The organism is Bradyrhizobium sp. U87765 SZCCT0048 (assembly GCF_018131225.1).
Classification (GTDB): Bacteria; Pseudomonadota; Alphaproteobacteria; order Rhizobiales; family Xanthobacteraceae; genus Bradyrhizobium_A.
This window is the reverse complement of the sequence record NZ_JAFCMM010000002.1, coordinates 1,016,038-1,035,550: the sequence shown is the minus strand read 5'-3', so window position 1 is coordinate 1,035,550 and position 19,513 is coordinate 1,016,038. Positions and strand designations below refer to the sequence as shown.

The 19,513-nt window shown below is 66.9% G+C and carries 15 protein-coding genes; 7 read left to right on the top strand and 8 right to left on the bottom strand.

All coding sequences use genetic code 11. The annotated features are described in order from the left end of the window. Nucleotides 1–40: 40 nt before the first annotated feature. A complete protein-coding gene (locus JQ639_RS17850; RefSeq protein WP_211967439.1) occupies nucleotides 41–1,045 on the bottom strand; it encodes a helix-turn-helix domain-containing protein in 1,005 nt (334 codons plus the stop codon). A gap of 571 nt (nucleotides 1,046–1,616) precedes the next feature. Between JQ639_RS17850 and JQ639_RS17845 the strand changes: the two genes are divergently transcribed. Then, nucleotides 1,617–4,940 carry an autotransporter domain-containing protein gene (locus tag JQ639_RS17845; RefSeq protein ID WP_249123285.1) on the top strand — a complete coding sequence of 1,108 codons (3,324 nt, stop codon included), beginning with the start codon at nucleotides 1,617–1,619 and terminating at the stop codon, nucleotides 4,938–4,940. Between the two features lie 117 nt (nucleotides 4,941–5,057). Here the strand turns inward: JQ639_RS17845 and JQ639_RS17840 are convergent, their stop codons facing one another. After that, nucleotides 5,058–7,094: a YgiQ family radical SAM protein gene (locus JQ639_RS17840; RefSeq protein WP_211967437.1), complete on the bottom strand. Its 2,037-nt coding sequence runs from the start codon at nucleotides 7,092–7,094 to the stop codon at nucleotides 5,058–5,060. Between JQ639_RS17840 and JQ639_RS17835 the strand changes: the two genes are divergently transcribed. Beyond that, nucleotides 7,081–7,950, top strand: a complete 870-nt coding sequence (locus JQ639_RS17835) for an HAD family hydrolase (protein WP_211967436.1) — start codon at nucleotides 7,081–7,083, stop codon at nucleotides 7,948–7,950. The two genes, JQ639_RS17840 and JQ639_RS17835, sit on opposite strands and share 14 nt — an antisense overlap. A gap of 99 nt (nucleotides 7,951–8,049) precedes the next feature. Continuing rightward, the gene (locus JQ639_RS17830; protein WP_211967435.1) at nucleotides 8,050–8,520 is read left to right on the top strand and encodes a nucleoside deaminase; all 471 of its coding nucleotides are present in this window, start codon (nucleotides 8,050–8,052) and stop codon (nucleotides 8,518–8,520) included. A 20-nt stretch (nucleotides 8,521–8,540) separates the two neighbouring features. On the opposite strand, the gene JQ639_RS17825 is transcribed toward JQ639_RS17830, so the two are convergent. Further along, the gene (locus JQ639_RS17825) at nucleotides 8,541–9,803 is read right to left on the bottom strand and encodes an RNA polymerase sigma factor (RefSeq protein WP_211967434.1); all 1,263 of its coding nucleotides are present in this window, start codon (nucleotides 9,801–9,803) and stop codon (nucleotides 8,541–8,543) included. A gap of 57 nt (nucleotides 9,804–9,860) precedes the next feature. Beyond that, entirely contained in the window at nucleotides 9,861–10,283 is a 423-nt protein-coding gene (locus JQ639_RS17820; protein WP_211967433.1) for a YciI family protein, read from the bottom strand. A 340-nt stretch (nucleotides 10,284–10,623) separates the two neighbouring features. Here JQ639_RS17820 and JQ639_RS17815 point away from each other — a divergent pair, with 340 nt between their 5' ends. Further along, entirely contained in the window at nucleotides 10,624–11,967 is a 1,344-nt protein-coding gene (locus JQ639_RS17815) for an MFS transporter (RefSeq protein WP_211967432.1), read from the top strand. Between the two features lie 36 nt (nucleotides 11,968–12,003). Here the strand turns inward: JQ639_RS17815 and JQ639_RS17810 are convergent, their stop codons facing one another. Continuing rightward, nucleotides 12,004–12,633, bottom strand: a complete 630-nt coding sequence (locus tag JQ639_RS17810; RefSeq protein WP_211967431.1) for a transglutaminase-like cysteine peptidase — start codon at nucleotides 12,631–12,633, stop codon at nucleotides 12,004–12,006. Between the two features lie 130 nt (nucleotides 12,634–12,763). Further along, complete coding sequence (locus JQ639_RS17805) at nucleotides 12,764–13,618, bottom strand: LysR family transcriptional regulator (RefSeq protein WP_211967430.1); 855 nt, start codon at nucleotides 13,616–13,618, stop codon at nucleotides 12,764–12,766. A gap of 128 nt (nucleotides 13,619–13,746) precedes the next feature. Here JQ639_RS17805 and JQ639_RS17800 point away from each other — a divergent pair, with 128 nt between their 5' ends. Next, nucleotides 13,747–14,343, top strand: coding sequence for a cysteine hydrolase family protein (locus tag JQ639_RS17800; protein ID WP_211967429.1), 597 nt, complete (start codon nucleotides 13,747–13,749; stop codon nucleotides 14,341–14,343). 119 nt (nucleotides 14,344–14,462) lie between these two features. Here JQ639_RS17800 and JQ639_RS17795 read toward each other — a convergent pair whose 3' ends face one another. Next, nucleotides 14,463–15,434, bottom strand: a complete 972-nt coding sequence (locus JQ639_RS17795) for a S1C family serine protease (RefSeq protein ID WP_211967428.1) — start codon at nucleotides 15,432–15,434, stop codon at nucleotides 14,463–14,465. A gap of 347 nt (nucleotides 15,435–15,781) precedes the next feature. Between JQ639_RS17795 and pyrC the strand changes: the two genes are divergently transcribed. Further along, nucleotides 15,782–16,885, top strand: coding sequence for a dihydroorotase (gene pyrC / locus JQ639_RS17790; protein WP_211967427.1), 1,104 nt, complete (start codon nucleotides 15,782–15,784; stop codon nucleotides 16,883–16,885). 50 nt (nucleotides 16,886–16,935) lie between these two features. Continuing rightward, the gene (locus tag JQ639_RS17785; protein WP_249123284.1) at nucleotides 16,936–18,414 is read left to right on the top strand and encodes an aspartate ammonia-lyase; all 1,479 of its coding nucleotides are present in this window, start codon (nucleotides 16,936–16,938) and stop codon (nucleotides 18,412–18,414) included. Nucleotides 18,415–18,423: 9 nt separating this feature from the next. On the opposite strand, the gene JQ639_RS17780 is transcribed toward JQ639_RS17785, so the two are convergent. Then, on the bottom strand, nucleotides 18,424–19,473 hold the full coding sequence (locus JQ639_RS17780; protein WP_211967425.1) for a LacI family DNA-binding transcriptional regulator: 1,050 nt from the start codon (nucleotides 19,471–19,473) through the stop codon (nucleotides 18,424–18,426). Nucleotides 19,474–19,513 lie beyond the last annotated feature (40 nt).

The window sequence follows — 19,513 nt, the reverse complement described above, 5'->3', positions numbered from 1 at the left end:
CCGCGTCGAGGTCCGCGTCCAGGTCGCGTCTAAATCCGCGTCATCCCCGGACACTGGTCCACCAATGTTGGACGACCTCGGGGCTCGTGAGCTGGGTCCGTGCGGAGATGGCGAGCTCCGCCTTTCGATAGTCGCTTGCCGTGACGCCGAAGCGGCTGCGAAAGCTCCGGCTGAAGTGCGCTTCGCTTTTGAAGCCGAAGTCGGCTGACAGGCGCGACAAACGGCGCATCTCGAGAGGATCGCTAAGGGCGGCCTGGACGGCGAGAAGCCGACGTTCCTGGACATAACGCATGATGCCGCCATGGCTCGCAAACAGGCGATAGAGAGATGCTCGCGACAAGTCGAGCTGCGCCGCCAGCCAGTCCGGCGACAAGTCCGGTCGTGCGAGATTGTCGCGGATGGTCGCCTCGATCAGCGACAGCGTGTTGTCATCGTCGGCCTCGGTCATCTGTGCGGGCCGCACTTCGGGGTTAAGGGCCAACAGGGCCTTCAGGAAGTCGACCGTCCCGGCGACGGTCGCTTCGACGTCGGCCTGGCGCAGTTGGGCGCTTCGTTCCCGCAACGAAACGATATGGGCTGCGAGCAAGTCGTTGCGGTGCGGATCGAGGCGAGGCCTGAGTGCTTCCAGAGGAAGGTCGCCGAGCAGCTTTCGAGGAACGATCAGAGACAGCGTGTTCGACGAGAAGGCGCGTGTGTCGACGCCGTGGGCGAGGTCGATGATGGCGACCTTGCCGGGGCCGATCACCGTCCGCTGGCCGTTGATGAGGCCGTTGAATCCGCCGCTCGTATAGAGATGAAACAGGATGTGATCCGGGGTGGCGCGAATGCGCTCCTCGTCCCTCAGAAAGTTCTGGGCGTTGAACATGACCCGCGCGATCAGGAGATCGCCGATGATGATGCCTGCCGCCGAACCTGTCGGTGTTTTCGCGGACGGCCCGCAGGGACGAGGCTCGAACAACGGGGACAGCACCGCGCTCCATGTCTGGTAGGCGTTGGGCTCTTCCAGTGCGGTGGTGACGTAGAAGAGCCTCGGAAGTTCGGACATGGATTGCTTGCTCTGCTCGTGGAGATCGGGATGCCGTCGATGCCGCGAAGTTGCCCGATGATCTGACGGACCTGTGTGACATTCTCAATCGGCTGAATGCCTGCCGGTGATTTTCAGCCATTCCGGCAAAAGCCCGGCTGTCGGCGCGGCGCGGATGATGGAGCGTGCCGGCTCCGTGATGTCGAAGATTTTCATGCGTCGATATGTCGCGATGGGGGTATCCACGGGAAGAATGTGATCCGGCAGTTGAGACGCATCGTCAAGTCAAAAGCGCCGTGGCGGCGGCCAGAGACTGTCCAACGGATCGAACGCCATACTAGAAGCGACCCGGACTTCCGAGGCGATGACGGGATGGTTGTCACCCCCGCGCCTCGAATATTTTGAAGGGGAGATATTGTCCGTGGGGCGCATGGGGAATTTTCGCGACGTCTCGACCGCTGTCATTTGCTCCACATTGTTGAGCACGACCTTTCTTTCCACGCCGGTGCTCGCATCCGAACGCGCTGTTCACCAGGCGTCTCCCGGTGTCTCGAAGTCGAAGTCTGCGCCGGCCGCGTCGTTGCCCGCGGCGATGAAGGCAGAACTCGCCGACGCACTGCGGCAAGGCGAGCGCGGATTGATCGCGCAGGTCTATGATCGCACGTACCGCAATCCGGAGCTGCGTGATGCGGTTCTGCGTCACGCGTCGGGCCTCGCGCCATCAGCGTTTCGCGATCTGACGACAGCGGCGGACCTCGGCGTTCTCACCTCGGGCCATCCGATGGCGCTGGCTCCGAATGCGGCGCAGGTTCTGGCAACGCGGACGGCGGGTGCGTCCGCGACTGGCGCGACGTCGTACCAGAACGTCGCGATGGCGGTGAACAATTCGCCGAACCTGCCGAGCCCGCTGCCCTCGAATTATGATCAGACGTGGAATCTGACCATGATCGGTGCGCCAGCAGCTTACGCACGTGGCTTCACCGGCGCCGGCGTCAATGTCACCGTCGCCGATACCGGCTTCGACACCACCAACGCGGCGCTCGTCAACAAGCTGCGGCTTGACCTTGGTCGCAACTATGTCGCCCAGGGCGGGGTCTACAACACCGCGAACCTGTCGCCGCTGTCGGCCACCGACAGTCACGGCACGCATGTCGCGGGCATCGTCGGGGCCGAGAAATTCGACAACGTCGACATGCATGGCGTTGCGTATGACGCCATGATCATCCCGCTTCGGATGCTGACCGACAAGAATTCATCGGCGGCGCCGGGCATCGTCGATCCCAGTGCCAGCGCGTTGAACTACTTCGCGACGCTGAACGGGACCATGGTCTACAACGCCAGCTATGGGCCCAACTACAACGGCGAAAAGAACCTGACGCAGTGGACGATCGGCAACATCTCCGCGGAAGGTGACGCCGCCTTCAATGCCCTGAAGGCTGGCAAGATCATCGTTGCCGCCAATGGCAACGACCGCGGCAGCAATCCCATCGCCGCGCGCAACCCGTCCGGGCTGGCGCTGATGCCCTTCCTTAATCCGGCTCACGCCAATCTCGGGGTCTATGACGACCAGGGGCAGGGGCTGGATGGCACCGCCTTGCAGCGCCAGAATGGTCAGCTCATCGCCGTGATGTCGGTTGGCAACACCAAGGCTGCCGCGTGGTATTCCAACCTCTGCGGCGTGACCGCGAGCTGGTGCGTCGCGGCGCCCGGCGGTGATGACCAGACTGGTCCCGAGGTCTATTCGTCCATTCCCGGCAACACGTATGGGGCCATGGGCGGCACCTCGATGGCGGCGCCCACCGTCTCCGGCGCGATCGCCGTGCTGATCCAGGCCAATCCGACCTATAACGCGCAGGACCTGTCACATCTGCTGTTCTCGACCGCCGAAGATCTCGGCGCGCCGGGGGTCGATTCCGTGTTCGGCTACGGCCTGATCAGGCTCGATCGCGCCACCGACGGTCCGACGACGCTGGCGGCCAACACCAACGTGTCGGTCGCGGCAAACACCACGACCTTCTGGAGCCGGCTGCTGAACACCGATGGTGATTTCACCAAGACGGGTGACGGCATCCTGACCATCGCCGGCCGCACCAATGCGGGCGGCAATGTCACGGCGGCTCTCGGCACCCTCGCGGTCGATGGCACGCTGAGCCTCAGCGCCGGGCACAAGCTGAATGTCGAACAGCCCGCCACCCTGGCCGGCTTTGGTACAGTCAACGGCGACAGTGTCATCGCCGGCACGCTCTCGCCGGGCAAGATGCCCAATGTCGGCGATCTCGTCGCCAACGGTTCGATCGCGCCGGGCACCGTGCTGACCGGAAATTCGGTCGGATCGCTGACCTTCAACGGCAATGTCACGCTGACGTCGACCGCCACCACGCGGATCGATATCGACGGGACGCTGAACGTGCCGGGCGGCCCCGGCACCTACGACAAGATCTATGTCACCGGCGCCGGCAACGTGTTCTATGCCGCCGGCACCGTCACACCGGTGCTGCGTGGCAGCGTCGGCACGGTCAGCAACTATACGCCCGCGATCGGCACCGAGTTCGCGTTCGTGCAGGCGCAGAACGGCGCGCGTACGGCCGGCACGTTCTCGACGCTGGTGCAGCCGACGTCGGGCCTGCCGGCCAACGGCCGCTTCGATCTGATCTACAGCCCCACCTCGATCACACTGGCGGTGACGCCGCTCAGCTTCAGCGGGCTTGTCAGCGCCGGGCCGCGCGATGCGCCGCGGGTCGCGGTCGCCAGGATTCTCGACCATGACCGTGTCGCGTCCGGCGTGATGCCGGGGTCTGGCGAGAAGGCGCTGTTCGATGCGCTCTACAATCTCGACACGGAAGAGCAGTATGACAAGGCGCTGTCGCAACTCGGCGGCCCCGGCCAGCCGGCGATTGCCAGCGCGTCGCTGCAGGCGTTCTCGGGCATCATGGGCACGATCGGTGATCGTCAGGGCATGCTGCTGCTCGGTGCCGAGCCGGGCCAGGCCGGCGCCGCGCAGTCGTTCGCGCTGTCCTATGCCGGCCGTGGCGTCGTCAGCGCCGAGACCGGTTCGGCGGCCAATGCCTTCGCCAGCATCGCGCCGTCGGAGCGCGTGCAGAACGGCTGGAGCGTCTGGGGCCAGGGCTTCGGCCGCAGCAGCCGGGTCGGCGATGCCGGCGAGCTCGCCGGATCGAAGACCGCGAGTGGCGGCTTCACGGTCGGCGCCGATCGGCAGTTCTCGGCGAACCTGACCGCCGGCGGCGCCTTCGGCTATGCGCGCACCACCGCGACCAGCACCGACATCCGCGGCACGTCCGATACCTATGCGGGCGCGCTCTACGCGAGCTGGACGCCGGGCGCGGCCGTGGTCGACGTGCGTGTCGCCGCCGGTCCGAGCCAGATGACCTCCAACCGGCAGATCCTGCTGACGTCGTCGTCGCTGCAGGGCAGCACCAATGGTGTCGGCGTCGCCACCTCGCTGGAAGCGGGCTATCGCATTCCGCTGGCGACGAATGTGACGCTGAAGCCGTTCGCCGGGATCAACTGGCAGGGCTTCCGCCGCGACGGCTACAGCGAAAGCCAGTTGCCGTTCGGGCTGGTCTATGCCGCACAGACCTACGACAAGCTGACCACGACCGCCGGCGTCGCGCTGAGCGCACGGCTGCGCACGACCGACGGCGTCACCATCGTGCCGGAAGTGAAGCTCGCCTGGGCGCATGACCTGCGTGACACCACGCTGGTCAGCGAGGCTGCGCTGCTCGACGAGACCTTCACGGTCGCGGCCGCGCAGCCCGGCCGCGATGCGGCCGTCGTCGGCGCCAAGCTCTCCGGCTGGTGGAACGACAACTTCCGGCTGTTCGCCGCCTACAACGGCGAGTTCCGCCGCAACGCCGAAAGCCATCAGCTGTCGGGTGGCGCGCGCTTCAGCTGGTGACGACACGCGGCACCGACCACCCGGCCGGCTGGACACGCCGGTCGGGAAGCCGCGAGGCCAAGGCAGGCGTGCCCCCTTCTTGCCTTGGCCGGTCGGCACTCGCCGACGCCAGCGGCGTCACTTCCTGATGCGCACGCCCTTGGTGGTGAAGCGCTGCGTCTTGCTGCCGCCGCCGTCGCGGATGGGGCGGCGGGTGCCGGCAGCCTTGCCGGTGCCGGGCGGCTGATGGGCGGGTACGAGCTGGTCGGGGCGTGAGCCGATCAGGTCGGCGCGGCCCATCTCCTTGAGCGCCTCGCGCAGCAGCGGCCAGTTGTCGGGATCGTGGTAGCGCAGGAATGCCTTGTGCAGGCGGCGCTGGCGCAGCCCCTTGATCGTCTCGACCTCGTCGCTGCCGCCATGGCGCACGCCGCGCAACGGGTTGACGCCGGTGTGGTACATCGCGGTCGCGGTCGCCATCGGCGAGGGCAGGAAGGTCTGCACCTGGTCGGCGCGGTAGCGGTTCTTCTTGAGCCACAGCGCGAGGTTCATCATGTCCTCGTCGGTGGTGCCGGGATGCGCCGCGATGAAATAGGGGATCAGGAAATATTTCTTGCCCGCCTGCTGCACGGCGGCATCGAACATTTCCTTGAAGCGGTCATAGGTGCCGATGCCCGGCTTCATCATCTTGTCGAGCGGGCCGCGCTCGGTGTGCTCGGGCGCGATCTTGAGATAGCCGCCGACATGATGGGTGACGAGCTCCTTGACGTATTCCGGGCTCTTCACCGCAAGGTCGTAACGCACGCCGGAGGCGACCATCACCTTCTTGACGCCTTGCACCTCGCGCACCTTGCGATAGAGGCGGATCAGGTCATCGTGGGAGGTGTTGAGGTTCGGGCAGATCTCGGGGAAGACGCAGGATGGCCGCCGGCATGCGGCCTCGACCTTCGGGTCGTTGCACGCCATGCGGTACATGTTGGCGGTCGGGCCGCCAATGTCCGAGATCACGCCGGTGAAGCCCGGCGTCTTGTCGCGGATGCGTTCGATCTCGCGGAGGATCGAGCCCTCGGAGCGATTCTGGATGATGCGGCCCTCGTGCTCGGTGATCGAGCAGAATGTGCAGCCGCCGAAGCAGCCGCGCATGATTGTCACCGAGAACTTGATCATCTCCCACGCCGGGATCTTGGCGTCGCCGTAGGACGGATGCGGCGCGCGGGCGTAGGGCAGGTCGTAGACGCCGTCCATCTCCTCGGTGGTCAGCGGGATCGGCGGCGGGTTGAGCCACAGGTCGCGGTCGCCATGGCGCTGCACCAGCGGCCGCGCGTTGCCGGGATTGCTCTCCCGGTGCAGCACGCGCGAGGCGCGGGCATAGGCCTCGCGGTCCTGTTCGACCTGCTCGCATGCCGGCAGGCGGATCACGGTGTCGCCGCGATGGCGCGCCGCACCTTCGTCGGCGGAATCGAGGTCGTCGGCATGCAGCTCGGTGTAGCCCTCGGGGACGCGGCGGAACAGCGCGGTGCCGCGGATCGATGCAAGGTCACGCGGGCTCTCGCCGTCCGCGAGGCGGTGCGCCACCTCGACGACGGCGCGCTCGGCGTTGCCATAGAGCAGGATGTCCGCCTTGGCGTCGGCCAGCACCGAGCGGCGCACCTTGTCGGACCAGTAGTCGTAGTGGGCGATGCGGCGCAGCGACGCCTCGATGCCGCCGAGCACCACCGGCACGTCCTTGAATGCCTCGCGGCAGCGCTGGGCGTACACGAGAGTGCAGCGGTCCGGCCGCTTGCCGCCTTCGCCACCGGGCGTGTAGGCGTCGTCATGGCGCAGCCGGCGATCCGCCGTGTAGCGGTTGACCATGGAGTCCATGTTGCCGCCGGTAACGCCGAAAAACACCCGCGGCTTGCCCAGCGCCTTGAACGGCTCGGCCGAGTGCCAGTCGGGCTGGGAGATAATGCCGACCCGAAAGCCCTGGGCCTCGAGCAGGCGGCCGATGATCGCCATGCCGAAGCTCGGATGGTCGACATAGGCATCGCCGGTCACCAGCACGATGTCGCAGGCATCCCAGCCGAGCGCCGTCATCTCGGCGCGGCTCATCGGCAGGAATGGAGCCGGCGTCCCGGGGTGCGCCTGGTGGCGGGGCCAGGAATTCAGCGGCTTGGCGGCGGCAATGGCGGTGTTCATGGCGACACGCATAAGACCGCGGGCGGCCGAATTCAACCAACCAGAATGTGACGTGAAAGGGGCAGGCGGGTTCCGCAGCGAGCCATTCCCGTCCCCGGCCGGTCCCGGCGGGGCCGATCGCCCCGGTCCGCAAGCCGATCCGGCCCGGCGCCCGCGCCTCGACTTTGCCGGCCGCGGTCCTTACGGTCGCCCAGGCATCGGGTGCGCGCCGCAGGCCGTGTCCACGTCCGCGAGTCCGGCCACAATGTCGTCCTCTCCCTTTGAAGCCCTCGTCTTCGATCTCGGCGGTGTCGTCGTCCGCCATGACAATGCCGTGCTGTTCGAGCGTCTGGCGTCGCGCTGCGCGCCGGCATGGGGCCGTGACGAGGTGGTCGCCTTGTTCAGCCGCGGCAGCGGCTGGGGCATCGGCACGCCGATCCGCGATTTCCACGATCAGCTCAGGACCGAGGCTGGCTACGATGCGCCGTGGTCCGTGTTCGTGGATGACTGGTGCTGCCATCTGGCGGTCGACCCATCCATGGTGACGGTGCTGGGCCGGCTGTCGCGGCACAATCGAATCGTGATCTTCTCCAACACCAATCAGGAGCATTGGGATTTCATCCTCGCCGCGTCGAACGGCGAGCTTGGCGGCTACGACGCTTTCCTCAGCCATCTCATCGGCCATGAAAAGCCGTCGCTGCGATCGTTCGAGGTCGTCGCCGCACGCGCGGGGATCAATCCCGGCCGCTCGATCTTCTTTGACGACATGCCGGCGAATGTCGACGGCGCGCGGCAGGCCGGCTTCCAGGCCGAAGTGTTCCGTGACGAGGCCTGGCTGCTGGCGTATCTCGCCGAAAAGGGTGTCGTCCTCGGCTAGCGTTCGAGAGGTCATGGCTCGCTGGAGCGCGACGGCCGATCCCGATACAAGACGGTGTCCGATGGCCGCGTTGCGGTCCCGTACTCGAGGGAGACGATCATGAGCGAAACCGAACAGCATCTGCGTGAGGCCATTCGGCTGGCGCGGGCCAATATGGAGGCCGGAGGCCGGCCGTTCGGAGCCGTGCTGGTCAAGGACGGCGAGGTCGTCGCGACCGGCGTCAATGAGATTCTCACGACCAACGACCCGACGGCACATGCCGAACTGATGGCGATCCGTGCCGCGAGCCACAAGCTCGGTTCGCCCAGCCTCGCCGGAGCCGCGGTCTATGCCAGCGGCCATCCGTGCCCGATGTGCATGGCGGCGATGCGTCTCGCCGGCGTCAACGAGGTCTACTATGCCTATTCGAACGACGACGGCGCGCCGGTCGGCCTGTCGACCGCGGCGATCTATGCCGATCTTGCCAAACCGTTCGCCGAACAATCGATGACGATCCGCTACGTTCCGGTGCGGCCCGAAGGGGACGCGGATCTCTATGCGGCGTGGGCCGCGCGGCAGACGCCGCGCTGAGCGAGGGCTATCGGCGCCTGTCAGCGATCGCAGGCCGCCGCGCGGCCGAGCAGGAAATCGCGCTCGCGGGCATTGCGGGTGAGGGCGGCCGCACCGGTGAACGCCTCCTTCGCTTCCGCCAGCCGGCCGGCTCGGAACAGCATGTCGCCGCGCGCCGCCGGCAGTGGTGCGTAGCCGGCCAGCGCGTCGGCACGGTCGAGCGTATCGAGCAGCACAAGGCCAGCCTCGGGACCGAACGCCATGCTGTGGGCGATGGCGCGGTTGAGATCGACCACCGGCGAGGGCCGCACCACGCGCAGGCGATCGTAGAGCGCGGCGATCTCCGCCCAGTCGGTATCTTCAGCGCGCGGCGCGCGGGCGTGGCATGCCGCCAGCGCCGCCTGCAGCGCATAGGGACCGTCAGCGCCGCCGAGCGCCTTGGCTCGCGCGAGCGCCGTAAAGCCGCGACCGATCAGCAGGCGGTCCCAGCGGGCGCGGTTCTGTGCCGTGATGGGAATGAACGCGCCGTCCGGTGCGGTGCGTGTGGCGAGGCGGGAGGCCTGGATCTCCATCAGTGCCAGCAGGCCCAACACCTCAGGCTCGTCGGGCATCAGGCCGGCGAGGATGCGGCCGAGGCGCTGCGCCTCGCTGCACAGCGCCGGGCGGATCAGGTCGTCGCCGGCTGTCGCGGCATAGCCTTCGTTGAAGATGAGATAGATCACCTCCATCACCGAAGCGAGGCGGTCGCGGCGCTCCTCGCCCGCCGGCACCGCGAAGGTCGGGCGCGCCTGTCCCAGCGTCTTCTTCGCCCTGACGATGCGCTGGGCGATCGTGGTTTCGTTCATCAGAAAGGCGCGGGCGATCTCGTCGGTGGTGAGACCGCCGATCAGGCGCAAGGTCAGCGCCGCGCGCGCCTCCGGCGACAGCGCCGGGTGGCACGCCGTGAAGATCAGACCGAGCAGCTCGTCACCGAGATCGTCGTCGAGGGCGGCATCGAGCTGTTCGACATGGTCAACGGTGGCGTCGTCGAGATCGCGGCCGATCTCCGCATGCTTGCGCGCCAGCATGGTGTCGCGGCGGAAGCCATCGATGGCCCGCCGCTTGGCGGTCGCCATCAGCCAGGCGCCGGGATTGGTCGGGATGCCGCTCCTTGGCCATTCCGCGAGCGCGGTGACCAGGGCGTCCTGCGCCAGTTCCTCGGCGCGGTCGACGTCGCGAACCATCCGGGCGAGACCGGCGATCAGCCGGGCCTGCTCGATCCGGAATACGGTCTCGATCGCACGATGGGTCTCGGTCGCCGCCACCCGTCTCGCTTACGGCAAGGCCGCAGGCGGGACAAGCGGCGGCGGCGACCGGAACCATCAGTAGCCGGGCGTATTCTGGCGGTGGTTGTGGATTCGTTCGGCGTGCTCGGGCGTGATCACGTCGCTGAAATCGGCAACCTCGTACAATGGGCGAATCTCGAGCTCGCCCGGGCCGGGCATCGGGTTGGGGCAGCGCTTCGCCCACTCCACTGCCTCGTCGAGGTCCTTGACCTGCCAGATCCAGAAACCCGCCACCAGCTCACGCGTCTCGGCGAACGGGCCGTCGATCACCGCGCGGCTCGGGCCGTCGAAGGCGATCCGCTTGCCGTTTGACGATGGCTTGAGGCCGTCGCCGATCAGCATGATGCCGGCATTGATCAGTTGCTCGTTGAATTTGCCCATGGCCTCGAGAAGTTCGGCCGAGGGCAACGTGCCGGATTCGCTGTCTTTGGTCGCCTTGACCAGCACCATCACGCGCATGTGTCGTCTCCTTCGTTTGTGGCGGCCGTGATGGCCGTCCTGCCTTCACGACGAGCGGGCAACGGCCAGATCGACATCGGGTCGGATTTTTTTGAATCTTTTTTTGCCCCAGTCGCTCTTTTTCTAAAAGTCGTTATTTCCCAGCCGCTTGGGCGGCGTCGGGTGAGCTTGTCGCGTTCGCTTCGGCAGCCTGCAGGGGGCAAAGTGCATGCCATGCATGCGTTTGCCAGATGTAGTCACACCAATATACCTTTTGCGTCAGGTGTGGCGAAGCGTCGCGCCGCCGGCGCGCGCCGGCTGGCCGTCCCGATCGCCACAAGAACACTTCGGGAGGGACGTCATGGAAACCTATGTGGCTGCGGCGCCGGGCCGCGGCGGGGCTGTGGGGGTAAGCGCGGACGAAAAGCGCGTGCTGGTCGCGACCCTCGTCGGCACCACCATCGAATGGTACGACTTCTTCGTCTACGCGCAGGCCGCCGGCCTCGTGTTCGGGCCGCAGTTCTTCGGGCCGATGGTCCAGAACAATCCGCTGCTCGCCCAGATCGTGTCGTTCGCGACCATCGGCCTGTCGTTCCTGTTCCGGCCGCTCGGCGCCGTTCTGTGCGGCCATCTCGGCGACCGGCTCGGCCGCCGCGCGATGTTCGTGATGACGCTGGTGCTGATGGGCGTGGCGACCGCCGCGATCGGCGTGTTGCCGACTTATGCCCAGATCGGCGCGTGGGCGCCGGCGCTGCTGATCCTGATGCGTGTGCTGCAGGGATTTTCGGCCGGCGGCGAGTGGGGCGGCGCGGCGCTGATGGCCGTCGAGCACGCACCGGCGCACCGGCGCAGTTTCTTCGGCTCGTTCCCGCAGATCGGCACGCCGATCGGCATGATTCTCGCCACCGGCGTGCTGTGGATCCTGACCACCACGCTCGGCAAGTCGGCCGTCGCCGAGTGGGGCTGGCGCATCCCGTTCCTGTTCTCGATCGTGCTGATCGTGATCGGCGCCGTCATCCGCCGCTCGGTCGAGGAATCGCCGGTGTTCGCCGAGATGATCCGCCGCCAGAAGGAATCCTCGGCGCCGCTGCGCGATCTGTTCGGCAACCACAGCGCCGAGATCTTCCGTACCGCGCTGGTGTTCATGGCCAACAACGCCGCGGGCTACATCTTCATTGCGTTCATGATCAGTTACGGGCTGAACACGCTGAAGATGCCGGCGGACCAGGTGCTGCTGGTTTCGACGCTCGGCGCGGTGAGCTGGTTCGTCTTCACCCTCGCCGGCGGCGTGCTCGGCGATCGCTGGGGCCGCGTGCGCACCTTCCAGGTCGGCTACGCCATCCTGGTGCTGTGGGCTGTGCCGATGTGGTTCCTGATCGACACCAGGAACATCCTGTTGTTCTTCGTCGCGGCGGTCGGGCTGACCATGGGCCTCGGGCTGTCCTATGGACCGCAGGCGGCGCTTTATGCCGAACTCTATCCGGCGAAGGTGCGTTACTCCGGCGTGTCGGTGGGCTACGCGCTTGGCGCCATTCTCGGCGGCGCATTCGCACCGATGATCGCACAATGGATCATCGGCGTGTACGGCAGCTCATGGGCGATCGGCGTCTATATCATGATCCTGTCGATCATTTCGCTCGCGGCGGTGTCGACCATCCGGGATCGCCCGGGCATCGACCTGCACGTCGACAGCACGACGCCCTAAGGCGCGAGCGCAGTTGCCGCTGCGCTCGATAACGCTTCAGCGTGTGCGCGGGGAAGCCGTTGCCATGTCGGCACGGGCTTCCTCGAGCCACACCCACTGGTTCGGATCGTCCTGCGACTGGCGCTTGTGGAAGCCGTAGGATGTCTGCGACCACGGCAAGATCTCGTCGGTCATGTTGTCGAGAATGTACTCGCCGCGATCGGTCTTGACCGTGAGCACCGCATGCCCCTCGCCATTCGTCTGGCGGACGATGGTCATCAGCAGCGCCTGGCGCGGCCAGCCGGCCTGGATCAGCAGGCGGCGCTTGAGCAGCGCATAGCTGTGGCAGGCGCCGGCGCCGTCGTCGGGATAGCGCCACCATTGCACCATGCCGTAGTGCTCCCGGTCGGTCATCGGCCTGATGGTGCGGTTGACGAAGGCGTTGAGACGCCCGAGGTCGTGCAGGGCCTCGTCGGTGAGGACGATGTCGCGTGGCGGCAGCGGCTGCGTGTCACACTCTCCGGAATAGGTCTGGCAGAACTGCACCCATCCGATCGGCGGCGTCGACGTGGGCGCGCCGACCTTGACATAGAGGCCGGCGGCCGCGCCGACGCGCGCCGTGCAGGTGAGGCACGCCAGCGCGATCGCGGCACAAAGGACAGGGCGAAACAGCGCTGCGCGCAACATCATGAACCTCGCATGGACAACGAGGCCGTTCCTCCCATGGAGGATTTGTCACGCGGCTAAGCCGGGCCGGTCGATTTGAATCGAATTGTCTGCGTCGGCGGGCCTGCAGAGGGCCTGCGAGCCTGCGGCGTCACGGCTGGTCCTTGTGCTGGAAGCACTCCCGGACCCAGTCGATGACCACACGGGCGGCGCGATCCTGCCTGAGGTGGTTTTGCAGCAGCAGCCAGATCTCGCGACGCCTGGGCAGCGACGTCGCCTTCAGGCGCTTGTCGGCGCGCAGGTCGGCGCAGAGATAGTCCGGCAGCACGCCGACCGCGCGATGGCTGAGCAGCAGCGTGTGGATGACCCGGATGTTGTCGGTGACGCAGCGAGCCTGCTGCTGCAGGCCCCTGGTCTTGAGAAACTGGCTTTCGGGAATCTGGTCGAGTTCGGGCGGGTAGGCGCAGACGACCGGCGTGTCGATTCCGGTCGCCGGCTCGATGAAGTACAGCCGCATGTCCGACAGTCTGGCGATGGTGAAGTCGCCCTTGTCCGGCTTGCGCAGGCGAATGGCGATGTCGGCCTGCCAGCGCGAGAACTGCACGTTCTCGCTCGACGACAGCAGCTGGATGGCGAGGCCGGGATGCTGCGCCAGGAACGGCGCCAGCCGTGGTGCGAGGATCTGTTCGGCGATGCCATTGGTGCAGGCGATGCGCAGACGGCCGGCGAGGTCGGGCACGCTGTCGCCGATCTGGCCGATCTTCGCGACCTGCAGCGCCATGTCGCTGATATGGCGGAGAATCCGCTCGCACTGCGGCGTCGGCTTGCGCAGGCCGTCGGCGGCCTCGAACAGCCGCACGCCGAGGGCGCGCTGGATGCGGGCCAGCCGGCGCGCCACCGTGGTCTCGTCGATGCGCAGGTGGGCGCTGGCGCCGGCGAACGTGCCTTCGTCCTTCACCGCGGCGATGATGCGCAGGTCGTCCCAGTTGAGGTCGGGGCCGGTCATGCGCCTCGCTAGCACGGCCGCCATCTGCCTGCAAATTTGCAGCCAGTGGCTGCAGGAGTCCTGCGTGAATGCCGCGAGGCAGGCCGTTATATTCACCGGATCGGAATTTTGAGGAAAGGGAATGAATGATGACCGCAGCAAAAACCCTGCTCGAACTCGCCGGGGCAGACCTTTCGCCTGCCAGGCTGAGTGATGCCAGCTTGGTGCTGATCGACCTGCAGAACGAATACCTGTCCGGGCCGATCGCGCTGCCGGGCGCAAGCGGCGCCGTCACCGGCGCCGCCCGCGTGCTCGCCGCGGCGCGTCGGGCCAGAGCTCCGGTCTTTCACATCGCGCACAAGGGTAAGGCCGGCGGCCTGTTCGACCGCGAAGCACCGCGCGGCCAGATCGTCTCCGAACTGACGCCGCAAGCCGGTGAAGCGGTGATCGAGAAGGCGCTGCCTAACTCATTCGCCGGGACCGACCTGCAGACACGCCTCGCCGCGACCGGGCGCAAGGACATCGTCATCGTCGGCCTGATGACCCATATGTGCGTCAGCTCGACGGCGCGCGCCGCACTCGATCTCGGCTTTCGCGTCACCATTGATGCCGGCAGCTGTGCCACACGCGCGCTGCCCGACGGACGCGGTGGCGAAATCCCGGCGGATGTCGTTCACGAGGTCGCGCTGGTCGAACTGTCGGATCGCTTTGCGGTGATCGTGCGCGACAACAACGTGTTTGCCTGAGCCGGTCGGAGACCGCGATGCTTCAGCGCTACTCTTCGCCAATGGCGTGTTCGCTCGCCGGCAGGCGCAGAGCGCGCCCGCAGCGCAGCGGCCTGTTGCTTCGAACAGGTCGTCGCGGCTCAGTGCAGCCGCGGTTGCTTGAGGAAGCGGGCGCGGTCCGATGACTTTACCTCGACATCGTAGGTGACACCGTCGCGGTAGAGTGTCAGCGGCACATCGACGCCGGCCGAGCCGAGCGCCCACAGCTCGCGGTAGAAGCTGGCGAGCCCGGATACCTTCACGCCCTTGATCGCGACGATCACGTCGCCGACGCGAAGTTCGGCACGCGATGCCGGCCCTTTCGCGGCAATGCCGACGATGACGATGTTGTCCTCGATCTCCGTCGCATACAGCCCGAGCCAGGGGCGCGCCGGCCTGTTGACCCGGCCGAAGCGGCGCAGGTCGTCGAGCGTCGGCTTGAGCAGGTCGATCGGCACGACCATGTTGAGATGTTCGTTCTTGCCCTTGCGCTCGCGCTCGACCTGAAGCGATCCGATGCCGAGTAGCTCGCCATGTGCCGAGATCAGTCCGGTGCCGCCCCAGTTGGGATGCGCCGGATGGGTGAAGATCGCTTCGTCGAGTGCATACTCCCAATAGCCGGCAAAGCCTTCCTTGGCCGCGATGCGTCCCGCGACCGAGCGGGTGCGGCCGCCGACGCCACCGATCACCACGCGATCGCCGATATCGGTGGCGGACGACACGCCGAGCGCCAGCGGCGCGATGTCGAGCGCTCCCAGCGCCTGCACGAGGCCGAAGCCGGTGTCCTGATCGAAGCCTAGCGCATGGCCTTCCACCACATGGCCATCGCCCATGTGCAGCCACACCGTTTCCGCTTCGGTGATCAGGTAGCCGATGGTGAGCACGAGGCCATCGCCGATCACCACGCCGTTGCCGACGCGCTCGGTGCCGAGCACTTCGGCGGTGAAGGCATCGGGGGGAATGATGGAATGGAGTCCGACGACGGCGGCCAGCGCTTGCTCGAGGTCGAAATCGTAATCGTCAGTGCGCGGCTGAGCGGCTTGCGGGACGGTCCACTCGGTCAACGAGGCCATCGGGGCTCTCCTGTTTGCAGCGCACTCTATCATAAGGCCGCGGCGGCGACGAGCCGCAGCGTTGGCAAACCTGCCACGGGCTTTCGATCGCGACGTTTGGTCGCCGCAGATGCACAACCGCAACAATGCAATAAATCGTGTGCGGTTCACTCTGGATCAAACGATGCCAATCCCGTATTTTGGCGGCCTGATCTTCCGGCATTGCTGCCCATCTTGACCGACATGGCGATCGACTGTTTCGAGGTTTTTCACCCGGCTTCCCTTCCGTGGGAGCGGGGTTTGCCACGAGATGTGCGCGCCGGGCGGTGTCCGGCGCATGCGCGAAGTGCGGTTGCGGAGGGGTAGCCATGACAACCGAAGCGTTGTTCGATCTCGCGGCTCGCCGTGCGGCTGCAGCCGACCGTATCACCATCCGCCGCCCTGACGATTTCCATGTGCACCTGCGGGACGGCAACATGCTGCGTGCGGTGCTGCCGTTCACGGCGGCGCAGTTCGCCCGCGGTGTGATCATGCCCAATCTGGTGCCGCCGGTGACCACGGTCGCCGCCGCGGACGCCTACCGTTCGCGCATCCTGGCCGCGCGGGGGCCGGACAGTGACTTCCAGCCGCTGATGACCTGCTATCTCACCGACGCGACGTCGCCGGACGAGATCGCGCGTGGCTATGCCGAGAAGGTGTGGGTCGCGGCCAAGCTCTATCCGGCGGGCGCCACCACCAACGCACATCATGGCGTGACCGACATCAAGGGATTGCGGCCGGTGCTGGAGCGCATGCAGCGCATCGGCATGCCGGTGCTGATCCATGGCGAGGCGACTGACCCGGCCGTCGACGTGTTCGATCGCGAGGCGGTCTTCATGGAGACGCAGCTGCTGCCACTGCTGCGCGATCATCCGGCGCTCAAGGTCGTGGTCGAGCACGTCACGACCGAAGAGACGGTGGCGATCGTGACGGCGCACGCAGGGCGCGCGGCCGGGACCATCACGCCTCACCATCTGGTGATCAACCGCACCTCGCTTTTCCAGGGCGGCCTGCGGCCGCATCTCTACTGTCTGCCGGTCGCCAAGCGCGAACATCATCGCCTCGCGCTGCGCCGTGCGGCGACATCCGGCGCCGGCTGCTTCTTCGCCGGCACCGATACCGCGCCGCATCCCTCGCGCGCCAAGGAAGCGGCCTGCGGCTGCGCCGGCGTGTTCGTCGGCGCCACCGCGCTGCAGACCTACGCCCAGGTGTTCGACGAGGAAGGCGCGCTCGATCGGCTCGAGGCCTTCTGTTCGGTCAATGGCGCGACGTTCTATGGCCTGCCGCTCAACGATGGCACCACCACGCTGGTGCGCCGGCCGGGCCCGGTGCCGCTGTCGATTCCTGTCGGCGACGATGAAGTCATGGTGTTCCGCGGCGATGAGCAATTGCCGTGGTCGCTGGAGCGTTCCGGCGGCGACGGGCGCACGTGATCACGACAGGGGGAGACATGCGTCCCCCCGGCGATGATGGATCGAAAGGAATGACGATGACGGCTGAAACGACGGGTCCCGATACGGTGGAGGTTGCGACGACGCGCTCCATCGAGATCAACCGCGTCGCCACCCGGCGCGAGCATGATCTGCTCGGCGACGCCGAGGTGCCAGAGAGCGCCTATTGGGGCGTTCACACTTTGCGTGCGGTCGAGAATTTCCCGATCACCGGCGTGCCGGTCGGGCACTTTCCGGATTTCGTGCGGGCGCTGGCGCTGGTGAAGCAGGCGGCGGCCCGCGCCAATCGCCGGCTCGGCTATCTCGCGCCCGACAAGGCGGCGGTGATCGATCGCGCCTGCGATCTCATCGCCCGGGAGAAGCGCTTCCACGACCAGTTCGTCGTCGATGCCGTGCAGGGCGGCGCCGGCACGTCGACCAACATGAACGCCAATGAGGTGATCGCCAACGTCGCGCTCGAGCTGATGGGACGGTCCAGGGGCGACTACAGCGCGTTGCACCCGAACGACGATGTCAACATGTCCCAGTCGACCAACGACGCCTATCCGACGGCGCTGCGGCTTGGCATCATCTTCGCGTCCGGTCCGTTGATCGACGCTCTGGAAGAGCTGGCGTTCGCGTTCAAGTCCAAGGCGGTGGAGTTCGGCGGCGTGCTCAAGATCGGCCGCACCCAGTTGCAGGATGCGGTGCCGATGACGGTGGGGCAGGAGTTCGATGCCTTCTTCGCCACGATCAAGGAGGACGTCCAGCGCATCCGCGAGGCGGCGGCGCTGTTCCGCGAGGTCAACCTCGGCGCCACCGCGATCGGCACCGGCATCAATGCCGACCCGCGCTATGCGGCGCTGGCGATCGAGGAGTTGGCGCGCTCGTCGCAGCAGCCGATGGTGCCGGCCAGCAACATGATCGAGGCGACGTCCGACATGGGCGCGTTCGTGCTGTTCTCCGGGGTGCTCAAGCGCGTCGCGGTCAAGCTGTCGAAGATCTGTAACGACTTGCGCCTGCTGTCGAGCGGGCCGCGGGCCGGTTTTGCCGAAATCCGCCTGCCGGCGGTGCAGGCGGGATCGTCGATCATGCCCGGCAAGGTCAACCCGGTGATCCCGGAGGTGGTGAACCAGGTCGCGTTCATGGTGATCGGCCATGATCTCACGGTCACCATGTGCGCCGAGGGCGGACAGTTGCAGCTCAATGCGTTCGAGCCGACCATCGGCTATTGCATCCTGTCGTCGATCCGCACGCTGACCGCCGCCGTCGGCACGCTGACGCGCAAATGCGTCAATGGCATCGAGGTCGATGAAGAGCGCTGCAAGGCACTGCTCGATAACTCGATCGGGCTCGTCACCGCGCTGGTGCCGACACTCGGCTATGAGGTCTGCTCGCGGGTCGCCAAGCTGGCGCTGGCGCAGAACCGCCGCGTTGCCGACATTCTGCTGGAAGAGAAGCTGCTGACACCGGAGCAGCTCGGCCGCCTGTTCCGGGCGGACGCCATGACCGCGCCCGCACGAGCGCGCTGACGGCCGCGATCAGCCGCGCATGCGCGGCGCCGCCGTCGAGCGGCGCACGACAAGCTGCGGCGGCAGCACGATGGTGCGCACCGGCACGTCGTGCTGCTCGATCGCCTGCTGCAACAGGTCGGCCGACTGCCGTCCCATCTCGCGATGGCTGATGCGGATCGTGGTCAGCGCCGGCTCGACCATGTCGACCAGCGGCATGTCGTTGTGGCCGATGACCGAGATGTCGCCGGGGCAGCTGATGCCGCGCTCGCGCAGCGCGTCATAGGCGCCGAGCGCCAGCAGGTCGTTGGCAGCGACGACGGCGGTGATGTCGGGCGAGGTGTCGAGCAACTGGCGCATCGCCGCGGCGCCGGCGCCGCGGGCGAAAGCGTCGGCGTTCTCGCAGGGCGCCGCGTCGGCGTCGAGGCCATTGGCGGTCATGGCTGCCGTGAAGCCGCGGCGGCGCAGGAAGCCGGTCGAGTGCCGTGCCGGACCGGCGAGGTGGGCGATGCGGCGATGGCCGAGCTCGACAAGATGATCGACCGCCATCTTCATGCCGAGCGTATCATCGGACACCACGGACGACAGGCGCGATTGCGTCTCGGCGCGGTTGACCAGCACCGCCGGCAGATCCTGCTCGACGCAGTAGGCGACGAGAGGGTCGTCGCGGCTGACGGTCGCGAGGATCAGGCCGTCGACTCGCCGCGCCATCAGGCCGGTGACGAGATCGATCTGCTTGCTCTCGTCGTTGCCGACATCGGCGAGAATCACCGAGTAGCCCTGGGCTGACAATCGTTCACTGGCGCCGCTCAGGATCGGGGCGAACACGGTATTGGCGATATCGGGCACCAGGATGCCGACCAGCGCCGAGCGGCCGGTGCGCAGGCTCGCCGCCACCGGATCGGGACGGTAGCCGAGATTGTTCGCCGCCTTCACCACCCTCTCGACCACGGCGGGCATCACCATCGAACGGGTCGATGGATTGAGCGCGCGGGAAACGGTGGAAGCGTGGACGCCGGCGAGTTCCGCCACCTGCTTCAGCGTGACGATGCGGCGTTTGCCTTTGCGCGTGGGAGTCATGAAGGGGGTCGACGGCCTTGTGCAAAGCGGCCCCAGCGCG